13 protein-coding genes and 1 pseudogene are annotated in these 22,193 nt (G+C 66.4%); 5 read left to right on the top strand and 9 right to left on the bottom strand.

The annotated features are described in order from the left end of the window. Window positions 1–17: 17 nt before the first annotated feature. Window positions 18–1,262, bottom strand: coding sequence for an aromatic ring-hydroxylating dioxygenase subunit alpha (locus QF040_RS07770; RefSeq protein ID WP_429610556.1), 1,245 nt, complete (start codon window positions 1,260–1,262; stop codon window positions 18–20). A 21-nt stretch (window positions 1,263–1,283) separates the two neighbouring features. Beyond that, window positions 1,284–2,264, bottom strand: a complete 981-nt coding sequence (locus tag QF040_RS07765) for a Bug family tripartite tricarboxylate transporter substrate binding protein (RefSeq protein ID WP_429610555.1) — start codon at window positions 2,262–2,264, stop codon at window positions 1,284–1,286. A gap of 82 nt (window positions 2,265–2,346) precedes the next feature. On the opposite strand from QF040_RS07765, the gene QF040_RS07760 reads away from it, so the two are divergent. Next, window positions 2,347–3,147, top strand: a complete 801-nt coding sequence (locus tag QF040_RS07760; protein ID WP_429610554.1) for an IclR family transcriptional regulator domain-containing protein — start codon at window positions 2,347–2,349, stop codon at window positions 3,145–3,147. A gap of 42 nt (window positions 3,148–3,189) precedes the next feature. On the opposite strand, the gene QF040_RS07755 is transcribed toward QF040_RS07760, so the two are convergent. Genes QF040_RS07755 through leuC form a run of 3 tightly spaced genes read right to left on the bottom strand, consistent with a single transcriptional unit; the run spans window position 3,190 to window position 6,193 of the window. Next, window positions 3,190–4,182, bottom strand: coding sequence for a Bug family tripartite tricarboxylate transporter substrate binding protein (locus QF040_RS07755; RefSeq protein ID WP_429610553.1), 993 nt, complete (start codon window positions 4,180–4,182; stop codon window positions 3,190–3,192). Continuing rightward, on the bottom strand, window positions 4,179–4,811 hold the full coding sequence (gene leuD / locus QF040_RS07750) for a 3-isopropylmalate dehydratase small subunit (RefSeq protein WP_429610552.1): 633 nt from the start codon (window positions 4,809–4,811) through the stop codon (window positions 4,179–4,181). Before leuD ends, QF040_RS07755 begins: the two co-directional genes overlap by 4 nt. Then, on the bottom strand, window positions 4,808–6,193 hold the full coding sequence (gene leuC, locus QF040_RS07745) for a 3-isopropylmalate dehydratase large subunit (RefSeq protein ID WP_429610551.1): 1,386 nt from the start codon (window positions 6,191–6,193) through the stop codon (window positions 4,808–4,810). The genes leuD and leuC overlap by 4 nt, the downstream gene beginning before the upstream one ends. 104 nt (window positions 6,194–6,297) lie before the next feature. On the opposite strand from leuC, the gene QF040_RS07740 reads away from it, so the two are divergent. Both QF040_RS07740 and QF040_RS07735 read left to right on the top strand, forming a co-directional pair. Further along, the gene (locus tag QF040_RS07740) at window positions 6,298–7,026 is read left to right on the top strand and encodes a GntR family transcriptional regulator (protein WP_429610550.1); all 729 of its coding nucleotides are present in this window, start codon (window positions 6,298–6,300) and stop codon (window positions 7,024–7,026) included. 585 nt (window positions 7,027–7,611) lie between these two features. Then, window positions 7,612–8,472, top strand: a complete 861-nt coding sequence (locus QF040_RS07735; RefSeq protein WP_429610549.1) for a prephenate dehydratase — start codon at window positions 7,612–7,614, stop codon at window positions 8,470–8,472. 134 nt (window positions 8,473–8,606) lie between these two features. Here QF040_RS07735 and QF040_RS07730 read toward each other — a convergent pair whose 3' ends face one another. The 4 genes from QF040_RS07730 to QF040_RS07715 form a co-directional block, all read right to left on the bottom strand. Then, window positions 8,607–8,900, bottom strand: coding sequence for a type II toxin-antitoxin system RelE/ParE family toxin (locus QF040_RS07730; protein WP_429610548.1), 294 nt, complete (start codon window positions 8,898–8,900; stop codon window positions 8,607–8,609). A gap of 7 nt (window positions 8,901–8,907) precedes the next feature. Then, window positions 8,908–9,192 (bottom strand): CopG family ribbon-helix-helix protein, encoded by a 285-nt coding sequence (locus QF040_RS07725; RefSeq protein WP_307506323.1) that lies wholly within the window; start codon window positions 9,190–9,192, stop codon window positions 8,908–8,910. A gap of 288 nt (window positions 9,193–9,480) precedes the next feature. Beyond that, window positions 9,481–10,107, bottom strand: a complete 627-nt coding sequence (locus QF040_RS07720) for a hypothetical protein (protein WP_429610547.1) — start codon at window positions 10,105–10,107, stop codon at window positions 9,481–9,483. Between the two features lie 38 nt (window positions 10,108–10,145). Next, window positions 10,146–18,362, bottom strand: coding sequence for a GH36-type glycosyl hydrolase domain-containing protein (locus QF040_RS07715; RefSeq protein ID WP_429610546.1), 8,217 nt, complete (start codon window positions 18,360–18,362; stop codon window positions 10,146–10,148). Between the two features lie 736 nt (window positions 18,363–19,098). Between QF040_RS07715 and QF040_RS07710 the strand changes: the two are divergent. Both QF040_RS07710 and QF040_RS07705 read left to right on the top strand, forming a co-directional pair. Then, window positions 19,099–19,627 (top strand): annotated as a pseudogene (locus QF040_RS07710) (IS3 family transposase); the annotation flags it as partial. Between the two features lie 278 nt (window positions 19,628–19,905). Next, window positions 19,906–22,134: a hypothetical protein gene (locus QF040_RS07705; protein WP_429610545.1), complete on the top strand. Its 2,229-nt coding sequence runs from the start codon at window positions 19,906–19,908 to the stop codon at window positions 22,132–22,134. Window positions 22,135–22,193: the final 59 nt, after the last annotated feature.

The following is a 22,193-nucleotide window of genomic DNA, read 5'->3' as shown; positions in this document are numbered from 1 at the left end:
TCTTCTTCGGATGCGGCTCAGGCGCCCATATGCTGGCGATAGGCCTTCCAGAAGCCGCGCACCGAGGCCTCCGTGGCACGGCCTTCGCCGGAGACGGCCGCATCGCCGCCCATCTCGACCACGGCCTCATGGTCCGCCGCGCCCGCGATGCCGCGCTGCACGAAGCCGCCGACCGCGCCGTCCTCCATCGAGATGAAGCCCGCGGGCCCCACGAGGTTCGACTGCTTCAGGCGCACCTTGCGCTGCGCGGGGGTGTCGTCGGCGTAGCCGATGTAGGTCCAGTTCAGTTCGGTGCGCGCCGTGCCCTTGGGCAGCACCTGGCGCACGGCCAGGCAGTTCTGGATCTGCTGCAGCACGAAGCCGGGGAACACCGAGAGGATCTGCAGCGTCACGCCGTCGTCGTACTCCTTGAAGCCGGCCAGCACGCTCGGGTCCTTCAGTCGGTAGCGGTCGTTGTCGGAGCGAAGCGCCTGTTCCTTGTACGAGGCGTCCTTCTCGGCGGCCGCATCGATCATCGAGAAGCTCACATGGTGGCCGCCCGTCTCGTCCACGATCACGCCGCCTTTTTGAGACAGGCGGTTGAGCTCGAAGGTGGTGAAGAACATGTGCAAGAGGCTCGCGTGGTAGCTGTCCTTGACGTTCTCCACGTACAGCTTCCAGTTGTTGGGCAGCGCCTGCGTGAAGCGGCCGATGACCTCCACGGGCTTGTGCAGCACGCGCTCGATGCGCCGGCAGATCTCCTCGCCCAGGTACTCCTCGATGGAGGGCACGTCGTCGCTGAAGCTGCCGAACACGAGGCCCGAGAAGGTCGCGATGCGCAGCTTGCGCGGGCCGTGCGCCTCCTTGCAGAAGCTCGCGGGCATGCCGCCCTGGCCCTTCACGCCTTTCTCGAAGGCCACGCCCGTGAGGTCGCCCTGGCGGCTGTAGCTCCACGCGTGATACACGCACTGGAAGTTGTCGCTGCGGCCCGATTTCTCGAGCGCGATCAGCGCGCCGCGGTGCGCGCAGCGGTTCTCGAAGGCGTAGATCTCGCCGTCGTCGTCGCGCACCACCACCACCGGCGTCTCGCCCGCGAAGGTGGTGCGGTAGCTGCCGGCGTCGGGCAGTTCGGCTTCCAGGCAGAGGTAGTTCCACACCGGGCCGCGGAAGATGCGCACCTGCTCGTCGGCGGCGAGCTGCGCATCGCTGTACACCGCGAACGGGATGCGCGTGAGGCCGGGGCCGGCCCAATGGACCGGTTGGGGTTGGATGTCGTTGTGCATGAGGGTTCTTCGCTGGGTCGCTTATTCCATGGTGACCTTGGCGGCCTGGATGACCTTGTGCCACTTGGCCGATTCGGCCTGGATGAACTGGCCGGTGCGGGCGCTATCCCAGCCGCGCGGCTCGGCGCCTTGCTCGGCGAATTTCTGCTTCACGTCGGGCAGCGCGAGCGCCGCGGCCATCGCCTTCTGCGTGGCATCGACCGTGACCGCGGGCGTGCCGGGCGGCGCGACCACCGCGAACCACGTCACCGCATTCATCGCGGGCAGCTTCTGCTCGGCGAAGGTGGGCACGTTGGGCAGGGCCTTGGAGCGCTGCTCGTCCGCTACGGCCAGGATGCGGACCTTGCCCGTGCGCTCGAACTGCAGCGAGGAAGAGATGTTGTCGAAGAACACATCGACCTGCCCGCCGATGAGATCGACCAGCGCGGGCGCGGTGCCCTTGTACGGCACGTGCGTCATCTCGGTGCCCGTGAGCTGCATGAACAGGCTGGCCGTCAGGTGCGAGGTGGTGCCGTTTCCCTGCGAGGCGAAGCTCACCTTGCCGGGGTTGGCCTTCAGGTAGGCGATGAACTCGGCCACGTTGTGCACCGGCAGCTTGGGGTTGACCACCAGCACGTTGGGCACGGTGGCCAGCACCGTCACCGGCACCCAGCGCGTGGGGTCGAACCCGAGCTTCTTGTACAGGTGCTGGTTGATGGCGATGGGCGCGGGCGGCGAGGCCAGCAGCGTCTTGCCGTCGGGCTCGGCGCGGTAGACCACGTCGGCGCCGATGTTGCCGCCCGCGCCGGTGCGGTTCTCGACCACCACGCCCGCGGGGTACAGGTCGCGCAGCTTGTCGGCCACCACGCGGGGCAGGATGTCGGCGGTGCCGCCGGCGGGAAAGGGCACCACGAGGCGTGCGATCTTGTTGTCGTTCTGTGCGTGGGCCTGCGCCTGGAGCAAGCCTGTCAGGCAAGCGCAGGCCAGCAGCGCAAGCGTGCGCCGGGTGAGTCTCTGGAACATTGGTTGTCTCCGTGTTCTTCGTGCATCGAGGGGATTCCAGTGTCTCTTTGCCAGGGCGTGCGCAACAAGCTAGATTTGCGCAATGCGCAAAAACCAGTCAAGTTCTCCCAGCGAAGAAGCCGCACCCGACAAGAACTTCGTGGCCTCGCTGCAAAAGGGCCTCGACGTGCTGACCTGCTTCGGCCGCCAGCACAGCCGCCTCACGGTGTCGGAAGTGGGGCGGCTCACGCAGAGCTCGCCGGCATCGGCGCGCCGCTCGCTGCTCACGCTGCAGACGCTGGGCTATCTCGACAGCGACGGCAAGCGCTTCTGGATGCTTCCGAAGGCACTGCTGGTGGCGCACGCGTACCTCGCGTCGCGGCCCGCGCCGTCGCTCGCGCAGCCGCTGCTCGATGCGCTTTCCGAGCGCACGCGCGAGTCGGCGTCGCTGGCCATGCTGCAGGGCGACGACGCGATCATCATCGCGCGCTCGACCGCGCGGCGCAGCCTGAGCACGGGGCTGGGCATCGGCTCGCGGCTGCCGGCGTACTGCGCGGCGCTGGGGCGCGTGCTGCTCGCGGGCTTGCCGCCCGACGAAGCGGCGCGGCGCGTGCATGCCATGCCGCGACCGCGCCTGAGCCCGTGCACCGTCACCGATGCCGATGAAGTGCTGGCGCTCATCGCGCGTTGCCGCGCGGAGGGCTATGCCAGCAACGACGGCGAACTCGAACTGGACGTGCGCTCGATGGCCGTGCCCGTGTTCGATCGCTCGGGCCAGGTCATGGCGGCGATGAGCATCGCCGTGCGCGCCGAGCGCATGACGCTGGCAGAGGTGCGCGAAACCTTCCTGCCCGCGCTGCGCAAGGCCGCCGACAGCCTGGTGACGCGGCTGCACGCGGCGTGAGCTTCGTCTCGGGACGCAGACCGCCCCCGCGCCGTGGACCGCCTATTCGGCCTTGATGCCGGCAGCCTTGACGACCGGTGCCCACTTGGTGATCTCACTGCGGATCGTTGCAGCGAAATCGGCCGCGCTGGATCCGACCGGCTCCACGCTCAACTCAGCCAGCCGCTGGCGCACATCCGGCATCTGCATCACCTTGATGAGGTCGCCCGACAGCTTGGCCCCCACCGGCGCCGGCAAACCAGCTGGTGCGACGAAGCCGAACAGGCTCTCCAGCGAATAGCCGGGAATGGTCTCACCGATGGTCGGGTAGTCCGGATAGATGCGGCTGCGGCGCGCGTTGGTGATGCCCAGTATCTTGAGCTTGCCGGCCTTCACGTGCGGCAGCGCCGAGTCGAGCAGCACGAAGCCGACCGGCACGCGCCCGCTCAAGAGGTCGTTGTAGGCCGGCGCGCTGCCGTTGTACGGGATGTGCACCATGCCCGCGTTGGTGCGCACGTTCATGAGTTCGCCTGCTAGCTGCGTTGCGGTCCCGATGCCCAACGAGGCGAAGCTGACCGAACCGGGCTTTGCGCGCGCCTTCTCGATCAGCCCCTTCACGTCGTCGGCAGGGAACGAGGGGATGGCCACGAGCGCGATCACCGGGAAACCCAGCAGGCTCAGCGGCGTGAAATCCTTGATCGTGTCGTAGGGCAGGTCGGTGCGTAGCGACGGATTGATCGTGAAAGCGCTGATCACGATGCCGAAGGTGTAGCCATCGGCCGGTGCGCGAGCGATGGCCTGCGTGCCGACGATGGTGCCGGCGCCAGGCTTGTTGTCGACGATCACGCTTTGCTTCCAGAGCTCGCCGAGCTTTTGTGCCATCAGTCGGCCGACCACGTCGGTGGCGCCGCCCGGCGGCAGTGGGACGACCATGCGCACGGGGCGGGCCGGAAAGTCGGCCGCGAGCGCATGGCGCGGCAGCAGTGTGCAAGCGCCCAGCAACGCGGCGGTGCGTAGCGCAATGCGGCGCGATGGCCGGGAAGGGGAGCGGGTCACGGTGTCTCCTTTGTTTTCAGATAGATCCATGGCCGCGACTGCGCGTCGCGGGCCTGGAACGCGTCGATCTCAGCGCTGCGCGCCAGCGTCAGTTCGAGGTCGTCCAGTCCGCGCAGCAGTCCTTCGCGACGCCGCGCGGGCAGGTCGAAGGGCAACGCGGCCATGCCTGGCGCCTGCACGGTGCACGTGCCAAGGTCGATGGTCATGAGCGCAGTGGGGGAGTGCGCCACCGCATGTGCAAGTGCCTCCACCTGTGCGCGCGGCAACTTGACCGGCAGCAGGCCGTTCTGGAAGCAATTGCCATGGAAGATGTCGCCGAAGCTCGGCGCCACGATGCAGCGCAGGCCCAGCGCCATGAGCGCCCACACGGCGCCCTCGCGCGAACTGCCGCAGCCGAAGTTGTCGCCTGCAAGCAGGATGCGTGCTTCGCGGTATGGTGGGCGATTGAGCACGAATCCGGGGTCTTCGGTGCCGTCAGCGCGAAAGCGCAGGGCTGCGAGCGCGTGCGGTCCCAACTCGTCGCGCGGCACGCCCCCGAAAAGCGGCTCGACGCGGATGATTGTGTCGGTGTCGATGTTGTCGAGCAGCAGCGGCGCGGCCACGGCATGTAACACGGTGAAGGGTGTCATGCGTGCTGCTCCAGGGTCCGGTGGTCGACGATGCAGCCTGCAACGGCGGCGGCCGCGGCCATCTGGGGGCTTGCCAAGTGTGTGCGCGCGCCCGGGCCCTGGCGTCCGACGAAGTTGCGGTTCGAGGTCGACACCGCGCGTTGCCCGGGCGGCACCGCCTCGCCGTTGCCGGCCACGCACAGCGAGCAGCCCGACTCGCGCCATTCGAAGCCCGCATCGCGGAACACCTGATCGAGCCCTTCGTCCTCCGCCGCACGCTTGACGAGTTCGGATCCGGGAACGACCCAGGCCTTCACGCCTGCGGCCACGCGGCGGCCCCGCACCACGGCCGCGGCGAGGCGCAGATCCGAGATCCGCGCGTTGGTGCACGAGCCGATGAAAACCCAATCGATGGGCGTGCCCGCGATCGGATCGCCGGCGCGAAGGCCCATGTACTCGAGCGCGGCTTGCTGGGTCGGGCCAACGGGCGCGGGTACGGCGTCGCCGACATCGAGCACATCCTGCGGACTCACGCCCCAAGTGATCTGCGGGCCGACGCCAGAGGCGTCGATGCGCACCTCGCGGTCGAACACCGCGTCGTCGTCACCGCGCAGCACACTCCATTGCGCCACCGCCCGTTCCCAAAGCGCGCCGGTCGGTGCATAGGGGCGTTCGCGCAGGTAGTCGAAGGTGCGCGCGTCGGGCGCGATGATGCCGAAGCGCCCGCCCATTTCCACCGAGAGGTTGCACACCGTCATGCGCGCTTCCATGTCGAGTGCATCGATGGCGGGGCCCGCGTATTCGACCGCGCAGCCCGAGGCGCCCGTCGCGCCGAGGCGACCGATGGTATGCAGGATCAGGTCCTTCGCGCTCGCGCCCTGCGGCAGGGTGCCATCGAACCAGATGCGCATCTGGCGCGGGCGCTGCAGGACGATTGTCTGCGTGGCCGCGACGTGCTGGAACTCGGTGGCGCCGATGCCGAACGCCAGCGCTCCGAGGGCGCCGTGGGTGCAGGTGTGGCTGTCGCTGCAGACGATGGAAGCGCCCGGCAAGGTCAGCCCCAACTCGGGGCCGACCACGTGCACGATGCCCTGGCCAGGTTGCCCGAGATCGAACAGCCGGATGCCCTGCGCCTGGGTCTCGTGGCGCAGGTCCTTGAGGTAGCGCAATGCGTTGGCCGTGTGGCCGGTGCGCCCCGGGGCGGTGGAGACCGTGTGGTCGGGCGTCGCGAAGGTGAGTTCCGGGTTGCGTACCGCGTGCCCGCGCTGGCGCAGCGCAGCCAGCGCCTTGCTGCCGGGGTCGCTGACCAGGTGGCGGTCCACGTGCAGCAAGGAGAAGCCGTCTCCCAGGTCCGCCACCACATGGGTGTCCCATATCTTGTCGAAGAGTGTGCGGCCTGCCATGCGGTGTTCCATGATTTGCGGCCGTCCAACGGCGGCTTGGTATTATTGTATTGACATCAATACAATACGCAAGGTGCGGCATCGTCAGCCGTTAAGATTTCCGAATGGACCTCAATCGGCAACCGGGCGTCGCGCTGCATCACCAGATCACCACCATGATTGAAGACATGGTGGCCAGCGGCAGGCTGCGTGACGGCGACCAGTTGCCCACCGAAGAAGACCTGCGTGCGCAATACGGCGTCTCGCGCGTAACGGTGCGGCGTGCCCTGCAGTCGCTCGAGGCGCGGGGCCTGCTCAAGCGGCAACGCGGCCGTGGCACTTACCTGTCGGTGCCGTTCGCATCGGCGCCGTTGCCGATGCCGATGAACGCGTTTCTCGAGGCCATGGCCGAGCGCCGCTCGCGCAGCACGCCCAGCGTCAAGGAATTCGGCTTCGTGCCCGCGCCGCTCGACGTGGCGACGGCGTTGCAGCTGGAGGAGGGCACAGTAGTGCTGAAGGTGGTGCGCGTGCGGGTGACCGGGCGCACGCCGATCCTGCACAGCGTGGTCTACCTGACGGAGGACGTCGGGCGGCGTTTCGCCAAGGCCGACTTCGGCCGCGCCGCGCTGACCGAACTGCTGCAGACTGAGGGCATCCGCTACGACCGCATAGAGATGGTCACCCGCGCCACGCTGGCCGACGTCTCGCTGGCGAAGCTGCTCGACGTGGCCATCGGCTCTGCGCTGGTCGACGTCATGCGCATTGGCTACGACAAGAAGGGGAGGCCCTTCGAATTCCAGATCCTGCGCGGACCTTCGGACCGCTTCCACACGCACGTCACGATCAGGGGGTGATTGCCCGGCCGCCACCGGCGCAGCTGGCGGCGCTGGTTTTTTCTCGCTCTCGTTGTCGCCTCGATCGATCCCTCTGTTTCGCCGCATCACTGTCTCCACGCAAGGCGAGGTGCAGGAAAGCCGCCAGGCGCAACAGCCGCCCGAGTTCGCGTGCGTCCCATCGCTCTTGGACGGCCATGCGCAGATAGAACTCGCGTTCTTCAAGATGCTCGGAATGGGCCAGGATGATCAGGTTCTGTGTCCGCGGCAGTTGCGGACGCCGCTGGCCGCGCGGTCGGGCTCCCGTGCCAGGGAAGCCTCCAGGGGCGCTTTTTGCAGATCCTGCCTGGGTGCACTCGGAGGCAGCAGGTTGCGCGTCACGCAATGCCGCGGCGGTGGGCGCTCGGAATTCTCATCGAAAAAGCTGTGCGGAAAAGTGCATGTCGCGCAAGCGTTGCCGGGTGGGCCCGCCGTCCGGATCATCGCGCTTCCCGTCGTGAAGACGTGCGGGCTTCCAGCGCCGGGATCGCGATGCGATGGAGTGCGCGGTGGAGGTCGGCGCGCTTCGTTTCATCGGTATTTCCGTTGTCCTTGCCGCTCCAATTCATGAAAACCCTTTCCCTGTGCGCCGTCACGATGGCCACGCTCGCCATGGGCGTCTCTTCGATCACCAGCGCCCAGATCGCCTACCTGGGTCCGGCGGGCAGTTGGACCCATCAGGCCTGCATGGACCTGTTCGGCGACACGCACCTGGTCGCGCTCGACAGGCAGGCGCTCTTCGAGGCCCTGCGCGCGAAAACCGTCGCCAAGGCCTGCGTGCCCGCCACGACGTCGGTGGTCGGGGCCACGCCCTATCTGGACGACGTGCTGGCGCTCGAGACCGTGCAGGTGGTGGGCGAGTACCCGAAGGCATTGGGTTACAGCCTGCTGGCCAAGCCCGGCACCCGCAGGGAGGACATCCGCACGGTGCTGGCGCACCCCGTGGCGCTGGAGGAGGTCAAGCCCTGGCTCGATCTGGAGATGCCGGACGTCGTACGCCAGCCCGCGGCCAGCGGCGGCGCCGCGGCGAAGTCCGTGGCAGAAGGGACCGGGCCGGGCATGGCGGCCATGGGACCGCCCGGCGCGGCCCGCCTCTACGGCCTCACGCCGATCGTCAGCGGCATCGAGGAGGGGCCGCACAACACGACACGCTGGTGGGTGCTGGGGCATGCGATTCCGGCACCCAGCGGGCATGACAAGACGACGCTGCTGCTGACCGTCGACGAAGAAGGCTTTCAGCGGTCGCTGCAGGCGCTCGCGCGATCGGCCCGGGTCCTGGCCGTCTACGAACGTCCGGGCAAGCGATCACTGGATGGACACCGCTATGTCATCGATATCGTGGGTCATGCCTCACAGCCCGAGATCGCGAGGTTGCTCACCGAGCATGCGGAGTTCCGGCTTCTCGGTTCCTACCCTCGAAGATATTGACTATTCCGTGGAAGGCGCGCGCTGGGTGCGGGATCGATCGACTCGGTCCTGTGGTCCGTCGGTCGAAGCGAGCGCGGGAGGAGAGAGTGAGCGGCGTTCGAAGCGCGAGATCGAAGGCGCGGGCGGGCGGCCCTTCAGTGCTTGAACCCGGACTCCCGCTGGGCTCGCAGTGCCAGGATGAAGACGGTTTCGATCCCGGCCAGATAACGGTACAGCGCTATATAGCCGCGGTTGCCCTTGCCGATGATCAGCTCGCGCTTTCCACCTGCGACGGGGCGGCCGATCAGCGGGCTGCGCGAAAGGATCTGGATGGCCTCGAGAATCTCCGCGATCCGATTCGCCACGTCGGCGGCCTCATGTTCTTCCAGATGGTCGATGAAGCGGTCGATGTCATCCAGAACCTCCGGCGCCAGCTCGATGCGGACCATGGGTCGGTCAGGGCCCGGGCCTGCGCGCCGAAGGCCGGCGAACCTTTTTGCCGGCCGCGCGTGCCTTCAAGTAGGCGGCAGCATCCTCCCAAGCGACCGACTCGCCGGTGCGCTGCAACGCAGCCCATCGCTTGTCTGCGATTCGATGCAGTTCCTCGTCCAATTCGCTGCGCTCGACCATGTCGGACAGCGCGTCCAGGATGAACGCATGCGAAGATTTGTCCGACCTCGCAGCCGCAGCCGCGATGCGGGCCTTGAGCTCATCGTCAAGGCGGATGGTCGTGGTCGACATGTGGATGGACCTCATGAGTTGGCAGTGCTGTAACTGTAGCACACATGTAGCACATCGAGCCTCCAGCTGCCGTGCCGGTCTGGCCGTGACAGGCAGGATCGTCCAGGGCGCTGCGACCAGCTGGGTGCTGGCCGTGCATGCGGAGTTCGTATTTCTCTGCTTCTGTCCGAGGCGGTATTGACGCGGGCGCGGCGCTTCGAGGGGGAGTTGTCCGCCAAGCGCCTTTGAGCGCGAAGCTCGGTCGCCTCGCAATCGTTCTTCCGTTCATGCACATCGTGCGTTTCGAAGTCATCTGGCGCGAGGCCGGTCAGCCCGATCGCCCGCCGCCGGTTCAGCGTCCGGTCGGCGCGCGAAGCCAGCTATCCAGCACCAGGCCAGGCACGTGCGCAAAATGCTTCGTGTGTCCGTCACTATGGCGGCGCCGACCGCGACCGTCTCGTCGAAATCGCCGATGGGTGTGCCGCGCGCTTTGAACTGGGCACGCAGATCGCCATGTCGCAGCGCTGCCTGCACATCCCAGGGCCGGACCCGCGCAATGCGCAGGAGCTCCCGCACGATCCGATGCAGGCACACAGCTTCGGGACGTCGGGCGATGCCGAATCTCAGTTCGCCACGAAATTGCTCAAGTGCTTCCTCCACTTCTCGCCAAGCCGACTCCCTGGCCTTTGCATCCAGCGGCGCGAGGACTTCCATGATCGGCGAACACGAACCCGAACTTCGAACGAAGGCGACGTAGGCAGCGGCATCGGGGAGTTCGAATGGCACTGCAAGCGATTGCACAGCGACCTCGGCATACCCAGCCGCCGTCAGAAGGCCTACAAGCCTGCCCGGTGCCGCAAGGCTGAACAGCCCGCCATCGGCATAGGGCGAGACGCTACCGCTCAACCCCCGGTGCTTGCGGGCCACCTTCATCATGGTCGTGATGCAAGGGTTGCACTGCCGTGAGGATTCGTTCAGTGGCCGACCACGACCCGCACGACCGCATCGGGCGGCAGCGAGCGCCAATCCAGCCATTCACCCGCCAACAGGCGGTGCGTCGGCGCGGCGTCCTCTTCGCCGGGCCTCCACTGCAAAACTAGCCGCTGCTCGCCAAGTCGCAGCGCGATCTCGAAGCCCGGCCAGTGTGCGGGAACGCGCGGCGTGAGCGAGAGCATGCGGCCTTTCACGCACAGGCCCAGCAGTGTTTCAACCGAGGCGCGGTGCAGCCATGCGGCGGAGCCGGTGTACCAGCTCCAGCCGCCGCGCCCCACATAGGGCGCCGCGCTGTAGATGTCGCCGGCCATCACGTAGGGCTCCAGTTCGTAGGCGGGCCCGCGGTCAGGATGCGCAGTGCGGTGCGCCGGGCTCAAGCCTTCGAAGCTCTGCCAGGCCGCTTCGTTGTCGCCCTGTAGTGCCTGAGCCATGAGCGCCCACACGGCCCCATGCGAATACTGCCCGCCGTTCTCGCGCACGCCCGGCGGGTAAGCCTGGATGTAGCCCGGGTTGTTGGGCGAGCGGGCGAAGGGTGGTGTCAGCAGGCGCAGCAGGCCGGCCGGCTTGTCGTGCAGGCGCTCCCTGACGGCGGCCATTGCCGGTTCGGTGTGCGCGTCGTCCGAGGCGCCCGACAGCACCGACCAGGCCTGCGCGATCAGGTCGATGCGGCACTCGTCGTTGGCCGACGAACCGAGCGATGCGCCGTTGTCGAAGAAGGCGCGGCGGAACCAGGCGCCGTCCCATCCCGCGTCGTGCAGCGCGGCGATCCAGCCGCGCCGGGCCTCGTTCCACCGGGCGGTGCGTTCGTGTTCGCCGCGTGCCTCTGCAAGCGGCGCGAACTGCTCGACCACCCTGCACAGGAACCATGCAAGCCACACCGATTCGCCGCGGCCTTCATGTCCGACGCGGTTCATGCCGTCGTTCCAGTCGCCGGTGCCCATCAGCGGCAGGCCGTGCACGCCCGTCGCCAGGCTGCGGTCGATGGCAAGTGCGCCGTGCTCGAACACAGTGGCCATTCGGCCGTTCTGCTGCGGTGCGTAGTAGGCGTCTTCGGCACCGTCGGGGATGGCGGGGCCTTCGATGAAACCGGCCATGCGATCGAGCAACGCTGTATCGCCGCTCACCTCGACATAGTGCGCAATCGCAAAGGGAAGCCACAGCAGGTCATCCGAAAAATGCGTGCGCACGCCGGCGCCGCCGGGCATGTGCCACCAGTGCTGCACGTCGCCTTCAGGAAACTGGCGCGCTGCATTGACCAGGATCTGCTCACGCAGCCGCGACGGATCGGTGAGTGCAAAGGCCATTGCGTCTTGCAGCTGGTCGCGAAAACCGAAGGCGCCACCGGCCTGGTAGAAGCCGGCTTTGGACCAGAGCCGGCAGACCAGCGTCTGATAGACGAGCCAGCGGTTGACCATGGCGTTGAACAGCGGATCGGGCGTGCGCACTTGCAGGCGGCCCAGCAACTCGTTCCAGAAGCCGCGCGCCTGTGCCAGGGCGTCGGGTACGTCGCGCTCGCACCAGCGGCGTGCGAGCTCCATCGCCGCATCGGCGCTGGCGGCATGGCCGAGCACGAAGCTGAACTCCGCCGTCTCGCCTGCACCGATGACGAAGTCGCCCGCGATGGCAGCGCAGGCATCGAGCCCGCCGCCTGCGCGCTGCGCCAGGGTGTCGGGCACTTCGACGATGCCGCGGCCAGCGAAGAACTCGTTCCGGTCGCAGGTCCACTGAGTGGCGCTGGACGCCCCAGCCAACAGCAGGAAAGCCGTGCTGCCGCCGAAGCCTGCGCTCGATTCACGCTGCTGGCCGAACACCGCGGGCTCGTCGTCGGGCTTCCAGCAGTGAACCGTCCGCCGTTCGCCGCGCGCGGCGCCAAGCTGCCATTCGACCATGCCAAGTGCGCGCAGGCGGCGCTGGCCAGGGCCTTCGTTGCGCACCCGAACGTGCACCAGCTTGACGGCGTCGTCGCGGGCTGCGAAGAAGGTGGTCTCGAGGGCCAGGTTGTCTTGGCGGCATTCGAAGACGGTATAGCCCTGGCCATGGCGCACCCTGTGGCTCACTTGGCCTTCATGCGTGGCGCCCTGGCCGGACGGCGTAAGCGGCAGCAGGTTGCGGGTGGCGAGGTCTTGCAGCAGGTAGTGCTCGAAGGCAGGGTCTTGTACGGGGTCGTTCGACCACGGCGTGACCTGGTGCATGCGGCTGTTGCCGGCCCAGGTAAAGCCGGCGCCCCATTCGGACACCTGGAAGCCGAAGCTGGCATTGGCAATCACGTTGATCCATGGGCGTGGCGTCCGGTGGCCGGCGTCGACCTCGAAGCGGAACTCACCGCTTTCTGCATCGAAGCTTCCAACCGGCGTTTGAGCGGAAAGGGCCGGCCCGGGTTGCGCCAGCAGCGCGACGGCGGGCAACGCCGCCGGCATCTCCGATCCGTCGGCTGCCGCGACAACGCGCGCTTCGTGTAATGCCGCCACCTGCATCTCGAGCGAGCGGCCGTCGGCAGTAAACACCACGCGTGCCAGCTTGGAGAGCGCGGCCTTCTCCGAAGCTGCCAACTCGTGATCGCGCAGCAGGTAGAAGCCCGCCGAGTCGTTGCGCGGAAAACTGTTCTGAGTCTGGTGCGCAACGCGCAGGCGCAGGGCTTCTATTTCGCGCTGCAGCGGCATGAGATAAGAGTTCGGCTCGCTGTTGAGCACCACCAGGTCGCAGGCCACGCCGCCGAAGCCCCACCACGGCTGCGCGCGCAGCAGTGCGTTGATGAGCCCCATGCCGATCATCGAGTGAATGGCGACCAGCATGATGGGTTTGTCGCCCGAAATGCCGAAGCGCCACAGCTGCCGCAGGTCGACGAGTCCGCGGTCTTTCATCACGCGCGACGTGGTGTAGGTGAGGATCGTCGTCAGGTCTTGCAGCGCGAAGGTCTGCGAGGGTGCAATGCTCAGGTCGCGCAGCCGCACCTGCGCCAGCGTGGCGGCCATGCGTGTGGCGCGCTCGACATGCATCGGCTCCAGATATCGGTCGATCCTGGGCATCAGCGCCTCGATGCTTTCATCGGCGGCGGTCGCGAAGCACAGGCGCGCAGTAGCGCCCGGCGCAATTGAAAGGCGTACGCGCAGGCACGCGATGGGATCGAGCCCGTTCACCGGCGTACCGTCGGCCGCGAGCGGCTGCGCATCGAGCGCGGGGCTCGCGAGAGAGCGGTTGCGGCCGATGAAGGCGCGACGGTCGGTCATGCAATCGACAGAAAGTACATGCGCATCGACCGAGGCAAGAAAGTGCACGGCGGCCACGACGGGGTCGCCATGCAGCCGCGGCTTGCGCGCCATGAGCAGCGCGCGCCATGCGGGTTCCCAGCGCGATTCGACGAACAGGTTGGCAAACGCCGGATGCGCCTCGTCGGCCTTGGGGTTCGACAGCACCGGCTCGAAATACGAGACAAGCTCGAGCGTGCGGCTTTCTTCGCCAGTGTTGTGCAGCGTGATGTTGCGCAGCTCTGTGTCGTCTTCTGGGCTGATGAGCACCGTGGTGCGCACCTGCAAACCGTCGCCGGCCGCATCGAACTGCACCTGCTCGGCAAGAAAGCGGGTGCGGTAGCTCCAGCCTGCGCCTGGCGCGGGCAATGCGGTGAGCGAAGTAAGCGGCGCGCGTTCGTGCCGGCCGCCATCTTTTTCGATACTGCGCAGGTAAAAAAAGGTGCCGTGGCTGTCACGCAGCGGATCGTCGCGCCAGCGAGTCACGTTGAACGCGTGCCAGCGGCTCACGCCCGCGCCGTTGGCGCGCAGGGCCACCGTGTAGCGCCCGTTCGACAGCAGGTGCGTGGGCTGGAAGCCGGGCCCAGTCGGGTCGACCGCACGGGGCTGGAACAGCGGCGCCAGTTCTGTCTGGCTGGGTTCGGGCGGCGTGCGCGGGTCGGCGCTGCCGATGATCTGCCGCGGCGTGCGTTCGTGCAGCAGAGACTCGTGCGCCTGCACCAGCGCGGCGCTGCCGAACCAGCGGCGCGGGGCCGCCCCGCGGAGCACGTGGCACAGCGCCACGAGCGACATGCCCTGGTGGTGCGCCATGAAGTTGCGCACCACGGTGAAGTCCTGGCCCGCGGCTTGGCGCGAGGTGGTGAAATCGACCGCGTCGTGAAAGCCGAACTCGCCGCGCGCGCCCAGCGATTCGAGCAGTTCCAGGTTGACCACCGCGGCGGCCGGTGCAAGCACGGCGGCCATGGCGCTTGCATAGGGCGCCACCACGCGGTCTGTGGCGGGCGTGCGGCGCAGCGCGAGGCGCGGCACGCCGAAGGGCGAGTACTGGTAGGCCAGCGAATGGTCCTGCCCAAAGTAGGCTGACTCCGACACGCCCCAGGGCAGGTTCAGCAAACGGCCGAAGGCCTGCTGCTCGGCGATGGCCGCGGTGTTGGCCACCTGCAGCAGGCCGTCCACGGGCTCCGACATCACGAGTGCGGGCATGAGGTACTCGAACATCGAGCCGGACCATGACTTGAGGCCGGGCTGGAAGCCCACCAGCAGGAATGGCCGGCCCAGCGCCATCCAGTGGCGGCGGGGTACGTCGCCCTTGGCAATCGCCAGGAAGCTCAGCAACCGAGACTCGGAGGCCAGCAGGTCGTAGTAGCTTGCATCGAGCATGTTCTCCTCGACGCGCAGGCCGATGTGGAACAGGTGTCGCTTCGCGTCGTAGAGGCCGCTGAAATCCATGCCGGTATGCAACGCGTCGCAGCGCTGCGCCAGTGCTTCCAGCGCAGGTTTCTCGTGGTTCTGGCAGCCTTCCGCGGCGAAGGCCCGGCACGCCTGGGCCACGGCCACCAGGTGGCCCGCGAAGTTGCCGCTGTCCACGCTGGAGACGTAGGCCGGCGGCAGCAGCTGCAGCGTTTGCGTGTCGTACCAGTTGAAGAGGTGGCCGCTGTGCTTTGGCATGCGGTCGATGGTGTCGAGCGTGGCGGTAATGCGTGCGAGCAGCGCCGCGGTGTCGATCCAGCCGAACTCGCGTGCGCAGCAGGCGGCCAGCAGGTACATGCCCACGTTGGTCGGCGAGGTGCGGTGGGCGATGGTCGGCTGCGGCTCGAGTTGCAGGTTGTCGGGCGGCAGGTGGTTGTCGTCCGGGCCGACCACGTGCTCGAAGAAGCGCCAGGTGTCGTGCGCCAGTTTCTCAAGGTAGCTGCGCTGCGCGGTGCTCAGCGGATCGAGCACCCGCGCATCGACACGGCTGCTCCACCAGGCTGCAAACGGCGCCAGCGCCCAGACGAGGAACAGCAGCGGTCCGCCCAGGGGATAGGCGCTCCAGCGCGCAGCCGCCGCGGCCAGGGCCAGGCAAAGGACGCTGCTGACTGCTGCATTGCGAAGGAAGGGCGGCAACTGCTGGCTCGACTGCGCCTCGGCCTGCGCGGTCGTGGTCCATTGGAGCAAATGCCTGCGGCTCACGGTCAGCCGCCACGTTGCGAGGAAGATCGCCTCGAGCATCAGGCGGGTCTGCGCCGCCAGTTGCACGAACTGCCAGGCCGCACCGGCCGTGGCTCGCAGCAACTCGACAGCGCCTACGTCGAAGAAGTGGCGCAACTCGATGGCGCGGCGTGTCGGCACCAGCCCGGCCAGAGCACCGAGCAGCGGCCCGAGCGTGAGCGCGGACGCAACCGCGCCCAGCGCCCATCCAAGCGGCATGGCCTGCGTGAAGATGACGAGCACCAGCAGCGCGGCAGATGCGGGCACCACCAGCGCGCGGCGCAGGTTGTCGGCCATCTTCCACAGGCCGAGCGCATCGATGCCGAAGTGCCTGGCGCGCCACAACAGCGGCAGCAGCTGCCAGTCGCCGCGCACCCAGCGGTGCACGCGCGATGCGGCCACGCCGCAGTGGTGCGGGTGGTCTTCGATCAGCACCACGTCGCTCACCATGGCACAGCGCGCCACAGTGCCTTCGAGCAGGTCGTGGCTCAGCACGGTGTCTTCTGGCAGGCGGTTGTCGAGCGCAGCATGCACGGCGCGCACATTCAGCAGGCCCTTGCCGGTGAAGGAGCCGCTGCCGAACACGTCCTGGTAGATGTCGGAGGCGCCGCTGCCGTAGGGGTCGAGCCCGCACTGGCCGGCGAACATCCAATGAAAGAACGAGCGCTCGCTGCGCATTGGAAACGGCGTCACGATGCGTGGCTGGAGAATGCCGAAGCCCGCTACCACGCGCCGGGTTTCGGCATCGATCTCGGGCGCATTGAGCGGATGGGCGGCAATCGAAACCAGATCGCGCAGCGCGCCCGGCGGCAGGCCGGTGTCGCTGTCGAGCGTCAGCACGTAGGGCGTCCGGCCTGAAGCCAGTTGCTGCCCCGGTGCGAGCGGCAGAAAGCCGCTGGCGTCGCCCGTTGCCAACAGGCGCATCAGCATTTCGAGCTTGCCGCGCTTGCGCTCCCAGCCCATCCAGCGCTCTTCGGTGCCACTCCACGTGCGGGGACGGTGCAGCAGCAGAAAGCGCGGGGCCGTGCCGTCTGGTGCGGAGTATTTTGCGTTGAGCGCCGCGATGCGCGCGACGGCATCGTCGAGCAGCAGCGTGTCTTCGGGCAGAGAGGCTTGGGTCGCGTCGGCCCAGTCGGTCAGCAGCGCAAACTGGGCGTGCTCCTCCCGGTTTGCGAGCCAGTGCAGCTCGAGCCTGTGAGCCAGCTGCGCGTTGTTGGCTGTCGAGCTCAGCAGCGTGGGAATGACGACCAGGGCTCGATGCCGTTCGGGAATGCCGGCCGCAAAATCGAGACGAGGCAGCGCCTGCACGCGCACCGACTCCGCCATGATGCGCTGCGCCAATGCGATCAATGCCTCCGAGAGCGGCCATGCGAGTAGCGCCAAGGCGGCGAATGTGGTCCAGCCGCGAGGGCGTGGCAGCCCGTGCGCGACGGCCGCGAGCAGCCACACGGTACCCAGCACGATGGAAAGCATATAAACAGGCAAGCGCCAGCCGTGGCTGCGCAAGCGGCGCACCCGTGCCGGGCGGACGGCGTGGCCTACCGCCGCGTCGGATTGGAGCGCCGCAACCAGCGCGGCATGCCCCCGGCCGAAGAGGTAGTAGCCGGCGGTGCCGTCGGCTCGGTCCTCGTAGGCGGCATAGGGGCCGGCACCGCCGGCTGACGCGGCAGCCGCCAGTCGCACCACGGCCTCTGCCACCTCGCGTTCCGATCGGCCGCTGTCGCGCGCGATGCGCTCCATTGCGTGCGTGATCTGCTGGCGCGTCAGTTCGCTTTCGTCCGCGAAGCTCGGCAGCCCGCGCAGCACGAGCAGCGAACGGCTGACGGGTTCGATAAGGTCGCTCCACTCGACCTGACCGATCATGCGCAGCGTGGTGATGATGTTGCCGACGGTGAGGTTGGCAGCGGCCTGCGCGTTTTGCGCCTCGCCGATCAGCGCCGGCCCGTTGGGGCAGTGCTGCTCGGTCCAGCGCACCAGCGCGGGCATGCTTTCATCGTGCTCCACCGGCAGGCGCTGCCAAAGCTGCGTGAGGTAGGCGTCTTGCAGGTTGTGGCTTTGCAATGCGCGATACACCGCGTCCAGGTCTTGCGTCGAGAGATGCGGGGCAGCGTCCCAGACGGCATGTGCTATCTCGCGTGCGACCTTGTTCTCCGCAATGCTTTCCGCCACGCGGCGCAGGTTTTCGAGCAGCACCACGCGCAGCGTGGTGGGCAGCGCCCAGAGCTCGCCCAGAGTGAGCTCGTCGATGTCCTGATACGCGTTGAGGAAAGCAGTGAACAGCGATTTGTTGAGCACGCTGTCGGTATGCGCCACATAGGCCCACGCGATGCCGTAGACCCGCGGCAGGCCGGCAAGGGGCGGCGTGGCGAGCTTGGGCAGGCGCGCGTAGTAGCTGCGCGGCACGCCTTCATTGATCTGCTGCAGTTGTGCTTCCACGAGGTGGAAGTTGTCGAGCAGCCATTCGGCCGCGGGAGATACGTAGCGCCCGCTCCGCGAGATCAACGCGATGTAGTCGAACGCATTGCGCAGCGATTCGAGGTTTTCGTCCACCCGCGGAAAAAAAGGCGCTCCCTCGCGCGCGCGGCGAGGATCGACTTCGAGCACCTGGGCGCGTGCCAGGCTGTGGCCGTGCTGCTCGAAGCGTTGGGCCCCGAAGAGCTCGGCACGGATCGGCAGTGCGACCGGATCGTACGGAGCAAGCAGCAGTGCGCGCGCATAGGCGCTGAGATCCGCGAGCCGATCAACGACAAAAGCGGCGCTCATCGCGCCGCCTTTGCCTGGAGTTCATGGGGGGTGCTGCCTGCTTGTTCCGTGTCGGGGGGAGCTACAGCCGAGTTCGTTCCGGGGTCGGTCACTCTCAAGCGAGGGCGGACAGACCGATCCCGAAAGCCGCCGCAACGCAAGCCAGCGTGACAATCCGCCCCGCGGCGAGTGCTCGCATCCGCTGCATGTGGCTTTGCAGCGAGGACCATCGTCCATGGGCCCGTGCGCAATGGCGCATGTGGGAAGCCAACGCTTCGATGTCGCGGCCTATGAAATCGACCTGGGAGTGAGTGAGAGACTGAGGTAGGGACATGCAACGGGCTCCGGTGTTACGACTTCGAGCTGCCGCGCGATTGCGAGAACTGTGAACGTATCCCGACCGTACGCTCTTTAATGACCTTACAGGGTTCTGTTTTGACGATGGGCCGTAGGAATAGACCGACAGATTCGATTCAACGCTCTCGTTGCGGAGACCTCCGCTTGACACTGGCAGCCCACCTGAAGAAGACGGCGGGTGGCCAGCAATCCTGCAAAGGTAGCTCCTTCGAGCCATGCCTCGCCCAGACGGCCATCGATCGCCGCCTCCGCAGGGCTTGCCTGCCCTGACCTGTAGGTAACCCAGACTGTTGATTTGGGGATGCGGACAAAAACTTGGACTACCAGGAGGTAGTTCATGTATTCGTACGAAGACAGGATTCGAGCGGTCGAGCTGTACATCAAGCTCGGCAAACGCGTCAACCTTCTCAACCGGGACTTCCGGGCTGCCGCGCCCAACGAGAAGTGGCTCACTGACATCACGGAGTTCCAGATCCCAGCTGGCAAGGTGTATCTGTCTCCCATGATCGACTGCTTCGACGGCATGGTCGTCAGCTGGTCGCTCGGTACACGCCCTGACGCTGAACTCGTCAACACGATGCTGGATGCGGCCATCGAGACGGTGGTCAATACCGAAGACCGGCCCCTCGTTCACTCCGATCGTGGTGCCCACTATCGCTGGCCAGGCTGGCTCTCGCGCATGGCTGATGCGAAGCTCATTCGCTCGATGTCGCGCAAGGGATACTCGCCTGATAACGCGGCGTGCGAAGGCTTCTTCGGTCGGTTGAAAACCGAGCTGTTCTATCCTCGCTTGGCAGTTCACAACCATCGAGCAGTTCATACAGGCCCTGGACTCCTACATCCGTTGGTATAACGAACAGCGGATCAAGATCTCCCTGGGCTCTCTCAGTCCCATCGAATACCGAGAGAGTCTTGGACCTACGGCATAAAACCAGTCCAAGTTTTTGTCCGCATCCCCCTAGGGTCAGAGATCGGCGGAATCAAACAGCTTCTCGCCTGGATAGTGAAGGTGCGCCGATTTTCGGTGCCAATGCCGTCGATGGGAAGCAAGTCGGCATCTGAATGGCCCGCCGACGATGCTCAGGCAAACGAGCCGAAATGCGCGTAGTGATCAGACGTTTCGCGGGCTGATGCCAGCAGAGGAGTCAATGTACAGTGGCGGCCGCAAGCGCAGCAATCCACAGATTTTTCGAGGAGGGCGTCCGAGATGTCAGACAGCAACACCAGTACGCCTGCGCTGTGCCATGCCCGAGTGCTGCCGAGTTTTGCGGTGGCGTTCGTGGCACGACCGTTGGAATCCGTGCTTGGTCTGATTGAAGGGCCCGAGTTGCTTGCTTGGACAGGGCAGGCGTTGCCAAGCGAGCGGACTGCAGAAGAGCTGCGCGAACAGTTCGTAAGGCGTCGCCGCGTCTCTTTCGATCTCCTCTGGACATCGGTGATCAACGTGAAGATCGTCGAACATTGGCGGCGTGCGCTGACCGACGAGGAGCGCCTGCGACTTCTGCCCCTGGTCTCGTCCGAAGAGGCGTTGGAAGCCTTCCCTCGGCTGACGTTGCGTGCCTTCAAGGAGTGCGTGCGTATGCCGGTGGGACAAGCGCTGGGCATCCTCGCCAAACTCGAGGCGCTCTACTGGATTCAGAAGCCCTGGCGCCGGCGCACGAGATGGAGCACCAAACCCCAATCCTTGGCCGACGTCCCCGTCGATATCGAGCTCACCGAGCGAATGAAGGTTTGTCTGGCTTCATCTTGGATCGATGAGTTGGACCAACAGGATCTGCGATTCCCCAGCGCCGGCAAGCAGAAGCACTCCGAGTGGCTTCTCGCCGAGCTCGCCAAGCCGGTCCTTTCAGGACCTACTCATGACCTTTGCCAGCGACTTCTGGCAGCCGATAAGGCCAGCTGGGCCGAGGAGCTTGCCGATCTGGTCAATCACGCAATCGAGACAGCACAACCCCGCCCAGGCTCCGAGGAGTCTCGCCAGCGTTGGATAGACATCTTTCTGGCGCGGCATGGCGGTGTACGCGGACTGGAGCTGCAGGCCGTAGGGGATCGTTTCAGCATCACGCGTGAGCGAGTGCGCCAGATCTGCGACGCCATCCTGACTTCACTTAAGGCTCAGCCGGTGAAGATGCTCGCGCTGGAGAAGCTGTTACGTGCGGCGGCGCGCGTGATGCCCTTACCGATGCAGGAGGCCGATGTCCAGCTCGCGCGTTTCCTTGGCGACGGAGCGGGGCTGGCGGCGGCCATGGGATTGGCCGAGGAGATGGGGCTCGAAAGCCCTGTGCGCCGCATCGCACACGGCGCCCGCACGCTCGCCGGCCGTAAGCCCATCCATATCGTCGAAGCAGCAGCAGCGCCTGCGACATGGGTGAATGCTGCACTGGTTCATGCGCGGCGCGATTGCACCTTCGTGGGCTGCACGAACTACGTCCGAATTGCGGGCTTGGTCGCGATGGAGGAGGGCGTCGCGCTGGACGCCGAAACACTCGAGGCCGTCTTCTCCAAGGCACCAGGGTTTCGTATCCTAGACAAGGACTCTGGCTGGTTTACCTTGGCAGACAGCGAGCAGAGTGCCACGGCAAGCCGCATGCGCAAGCTGATGTGCGTGGCCAGGGGCAGTGTGGGTATCGATACCGTGGCATCTGCCCTCATGACCGACGACCGATGGCTGTACCGAGAAGACGGCCGCACTCTTGCGCTACCGCCGTTGCATGTTCTCGCTGAGCTCTTTCAAGGGTGGAGTTGGCTGGAGGCCAATAGCCACAACAAGTACACCGCGAAGGTGCCCTTGGATCCGCAAGTACTCCTATCAAAAAGTGAGCTGGGCGCGATCGCGGCGCTGGACGCCCAAGGTGGCGCCGCAACCCGAGCAGAGGTGGCCGCCCATCTGGTGGGCAACCTCGGCGTGAGCAATGTGGCAGTCAGCCATGTCCTCGCCACTTCTTCGGCGTTGTGCAAGCTCGACCACGCGATATACGGTGTTGGTGGTCGGCCATTGGCAGCGCAAGCACTGCTCGATGCTCGCGCTCGCCGGACCGTTGAACAGCTGGCGCGCACGCCTGCGGCTGAGCATGTGGGCAAGGAGATCGATCTTTCCATGCCGGTGCGAACCACCGTGACGCAGTCCGGATCGAGCGTGGCTGTCAAACGCCGCGTTGTGTACCTGCCGAGCTATCTTGCTGGAAAGATTACAGGCAGGTTCGAGCATGCCACGCAGGCCGATGCAGCGATCAGCGTCAAGAGCGGCAACCAGATTCGCATGCTGGCAGAAGTTGCAGACAACTGGGGCGTAGGGCCGGGAGTGCGCTTCGAGATTGTCTTCGACGTCCAGAAGCGTACGTATGAAATCTCTTCCCCAGCGACCATTGCTTCAAGGTCGGCGCTTTCCAGCGGCACAGGGCAAGCGACATACGCTCCTGGCGAACTCGACGCATAGGCTGCAGGCAAGTTCGCTATCGCCACCATTTCGAGATTGCACCGAGCCGCCGGCTATTT

The organism is Variovorax sp. W2I14 (assembly GCF_050435205.1).
Taxonomy (GTDB): Bacteria; Pseudomonadota; Gammaproteobacteria; order Burkholderiales; family Burkholderiaceae_C; genus Variovorax; species Variovorax paradoxus_C.
Note: the sequence above shows the minus strand (reverse complement) of the source record. Positions and strands in the feature narration are given on the sequence as shown.